This window comes from Pseudomonas sp. SDO55104_S430, from assembly GCF_054070595.1.
The window spans coordinates 1-3,966 of sequence record NZ_JBSVXG010000357.1 but is presented as its reverse complement, the minus strand read 5'-3'; the positions used below and the strand labels follow the sequence as shown (position 1 = coordinate 3,966).

The following is a 3,966-nucleotide window of genomic DNA, read 5'->3' as shown; positions in this document are numbered from 1 at the left end:
CCCCAAAAGATGGGACTGCTGCGCAGTCCAACGGGGGCAAGCCCCCTCGCCACAGTTGGATAGCTTCCACAGGGGGAAGGGTAGCCTTATAGAGGCTTACCGCGATTACCGTGCTGGCTGACGAAGGCTTGAACGGCCTTCAGGTCATTCGGCAGTACGGTGCAACGCTCGTCACGCTCGAACAGATCAGTCAGATGCACAGGCAATTCCAGTGCCTTGCCGACGCCGGCCTTTTCCACGGCATCCGGGAATTTGACCGGGTGGGCGGTGCCCAGGATCACCATCGGGATGTCCAGGCTGCGGCGGCATTCGCGTGCGGCCTTAACGCCGATGGCGGTGTGAGGATCCAGCACTTCACCGGTCTGCTCGTAGACTTCGGCGATGGTTTCGCAGGTTTGTGCGTCATCCACGGCCAGCGAGTCGAACAGCTTGCGTGCTTCGGTCCAGCGCTCCTGCTCGACGCTGAAGCCGCCGCCCTGCTTGAAGCTGTCCATCAGCCCGGCGATCGCCGCGCCGTTGCGACCGTGAAGGTCGAACAGCAGACGCTCGAAGTTCGACGAAACCATGATGTCCATGGACGGCGACAGGGTGGCGTGCAGGGTTTCCTTGACGTACTGATTGCCGCTCATGAAGCGGTGCAGGATGTCGTTGCGGTTGGTGGCGACGATCAACTGGTTGATCGGCAGGCCCATGTTGCGCGCCAGGTAACCGGCGAAGATATCGCCGAAGTTGCCGGTTGGCACCGAGAACGACACCGAACGCGCCGGGCCGCCCAGCTGCAGGGACGCATGGAAGTAGTAGACGATCTGGGCCATGATCCGCGCCCAGTTGATCGAGTTCACCGCCACCAGGCGAGTGCCCTTGAGGAAGCCCTGGTCGGCGAAGCTCGCTTTGACCATTTCCTGGCAGTCATCGAAGTTGCCTTCGATGGCGATGTTGTGGATGTTCTCACCGAAAATGGTGGTCATCTGCCGACGCTGCACTTCGGACACACGGTTGTGCGGGTGCAGGATGAAGATGTCGACGTTTTCGCAATGCTTGCAGCCTTCGATGGCGGCCGAACCGGTGTCACCGGAAGTGGCGCCGACGATCACCACGCGCTCGCCGCGCTTTTCCAGCACGTAGTCGAGCAAACGACCGAGCAGTTGCAGGGCAAAGTCCTTGAACGCCAGGGTCGGGCCGTGGAACAGCTCCAGCACCCATTCGTTGCCGTTCAGCTGACGCAGCGGCGCGACGGCGTTGTGGGCAAACACGCCGTAGGTTTCTTCGAGGATTTTTTTGAAGTCGGCATCCGGAATGCTGCCGGTCACGAACGGACGCATGACGCGGAAAGCCAGCTCGTGATACGGCAGGCCGGCCCAGGAAGCGATTTCTTCCTGGGTGAAACGTGGCAGGTTTTCCGGGACGTACAGACCGCCGTCGGTGGCAAGGCCAGCCAGCAGGACGTCTTCGAAATTCAGGGCCGGTGCCTGGCCGCGGGTACTGATGTAGCGCATAGGGGCAAACCTTCGGTTTGAGCTTCAAGCTGTCAGCTGCAAGCTACAAGTAAAAGCGCTACTGCCTTTACTTGCAGCTTGAAGCTTGCAGCTTGCCGCTGCTGTATTAATTCAAATGTTCAACGCGGATCCGTACAACCGGACCCACCACGCCAGCCAGAGACTCGAGGGCAGCGATCGCATCGTTGATGCGCTGTTCCACCACGCGGTGGGTCAGCAGGATCATTGGCACCAGGCCGTCGTGTTCTTCGACTTCCTTCTGCATGATCGATTCGATATTGATGCCGCGCTCCGACAGGATGCTCGCCACCTGCGCCAGCACGCCCGGATGGTCCTTGGCCTGGATGCGCAGGTAGTAAGCGCTTTCGCAGGATTCGATCGGCAGGATCGGATGGGCCGACAGCGAGTCCGGCTGGAAGGCCAGGTGCGGTACGCGGTTTTCCGGATCGGAAGTCATGGCGCGAACCACGTCCACCAGGTCCGCAATCACCGACGAAGCGGTCGGTTCCATGCCGGCGCCGGCGCCGTAGAACAGGGTCGAACCGGCGGCGTCGCCGTTGACCATCACCGCGTTCATCACGCCGTTGACGTTGGCGATCAGGCGATCGGCCGGGATCAGCGTCGGGTGTACGCGCAACTCGATACCCGAAGCGGTGCTGCGTGCCACGCCCAGGTGCTTGATGCGGTAGCCCAGCGCTTCGGCGTAGTTCACGTCGGCGGTGGTCAGCTTGGTGATGCCTTCGGTGTAAGCCTTGTCGAATTGCAGCGGGATACCGAATGCGATAGAGGCCAGGATCGTCAGCTTGTGCGCCGCGTCGATGCCTTCGACGTCGAAGGTCGGATCGGCTTCGGCGTAACCCAGTTCCTGGGCCTCGACCAGCACGTCTTCGAAGGTGCGACCCTTCTCGCGCATTTCGGTGAGGATGAAGTTGCCGGTGCCGTTGATGATGCCGGCGACCCAGTTGATACGGTTGGCGGACAGACCTTCACGGATCGCCTTGATCACCGGAATGCCACCGGCCACGGCCGCTTCGAACGCAACGATCACGCCCTTCTCGCGGGCCTTGGCGAAAATCTCATTACCGTGAACAGCAATCAGTGCCTTGTTCGCGGTGACCACATGCTTGCCATTCTCGATGGCCTTGAGTACCAGCTCGCGGGCAACGGTATAGCCGCCCATGAGCTCTATGACGATGTCGATCTCAGGGTTCGTGGCCACTTCGAAGACATCGGTGGTAATCGCAATACCGGTCGTTTGGAACTGAGGCTTTGGCGTGCGAATGGCAATTTGCGCCACTTCGATCCCACGCCCGGCACGACGAGCAATTTCCTCGGCGTTGCGCTGAAGTACGTTGAAGGTTCCGCCACCGACGGTCCCTAACCCACAGATGCCTACTTTGACCGGTTTCACTGTGAACTCCCCATAAAACGGCCGACTCGAGGCCGGCCGTGAAAACAACCGCAGGATCGCGGTTCTCTATTGATGGTCCGGCGATGTCGCTGCCGGACCACGATCGTCAATGGCTGGCCGTGACGATGCGAATTTACTTCGCGCTCAGCGCCAGTTTGGCGACTTGTGGCGCAGGCTGGTAGCCCGGAATGACCTGACCGTCAGCCAAAACGATGGCCGGTGTGCCATTCACGCCGATCGACTGGCCGAGGGCGAACTGCTTGGAAACCGGGTTATCGCACTTGGCGGCCTTGATTTCCTTGCCATCGACCATCTGGTCCATGGCGACTTTCTTGTCCTTGGAGCACCAGACGGCTTGCAGTTGCTCGTCACCCGGCGACCCCAGGCCCTGGCGCGGGAAAGCGACATAGCGCACTTCGATGCCGCGCTTGTTCAGCTCGGGAATTTCGGCGTGCAGTTTGTGGCAGTACGGGCAGGTGGTGTCGGTGAACACGGTGATGTGCGACTTGGTTTCGCCCACGGCCGGGTAGACCACGGTTTCGGCGACCGGAATGTCGTTGATCAGCTTGGAGATGCCCAGGCGTTCGGTTTTCTCGGTGAGGTTGACCGGCTTGCCGTCCTTGAGCTGGAACATGTAGCCCTGGACCACGTACTGGCCGTCGGCGCTGGCGTAGAGCACTCGGCTGCCCTTGAGCTTGACTTCATACAGGCCCGGCAACGGGCTGGCGGTGATGGTTTCTACCGGCACTTCGAGCTGGAGGTTTTCCAGGCTTTTACGGATGGCTTTGTCGGCCGCGTCATCGGCGACGGCAAAGGTGCTGACCAGCGCAATGGCGGCTGCAGCGAAAATCTGGGTCAGACGCATGAGAACTCCTGAAGGCGGACAAATGGGAGGCTCAGAAGCCGGTAGCAAAATACCGGGTCATAACCGCCCATCGTGCAAACCGGAGAAGCCTATCACATAAGGTTGGCGGGGCCGAATGCGCCTGTCGCAAGACATTTGGTCGTGCAGGGATTTTATTGTGGGAGCGGGCTTGCTCGCGAAAGCGGTGGGTCAGC

The 3,966-nt window shown here is 60.6% G+C and carries 3 protein-coding genes; all 3 read right to left on the bottom strand.

Annotation, left to right across the window (positions count from 1 at the left end; genetic code table 11):
• Nucleotides 1-86: 86 nt before the first annotated feature.
• Entirely contained in the window at nucleotides 87-1,496 is a 1,410-nt protein-coding gene (gene thrC, locus ACW9JE_RS29300) for a threonine synthase (protein WP_224542123.1), read from the bottom strand.
• Between the two features lie 106 nt (nucleotides 1,497-1,602).
• Nucleotides 1,603-2,907: a homoserine dehydrogenase gene (locus tag ACW9JE_RS29295; RefSeq protein WP_224542121.1), complete on the bottom strand. Its 1,305-nt coding sequence runs from the start codon at nucleotides 2,905-2,907 to the stop codon at nucleotides 1,603-1,605.
• A 133-nt stretch (nucleotides 2,908-3,040) separates the two neighbouring features.
• Entirely contained in the window at nucleotides 3,041-3,772 is a 732-nt protein-coding gene (dsbC, locus tag ACW9JE_RS29290) for a bifunctional protein-disulfide isomerase/oxidoreductase DsbC (RefSeq protein WP_224542119.1), read from the bottom strand.
• Nucleotides 3,773-3,966: the final 194 nt, after the last annotated feature.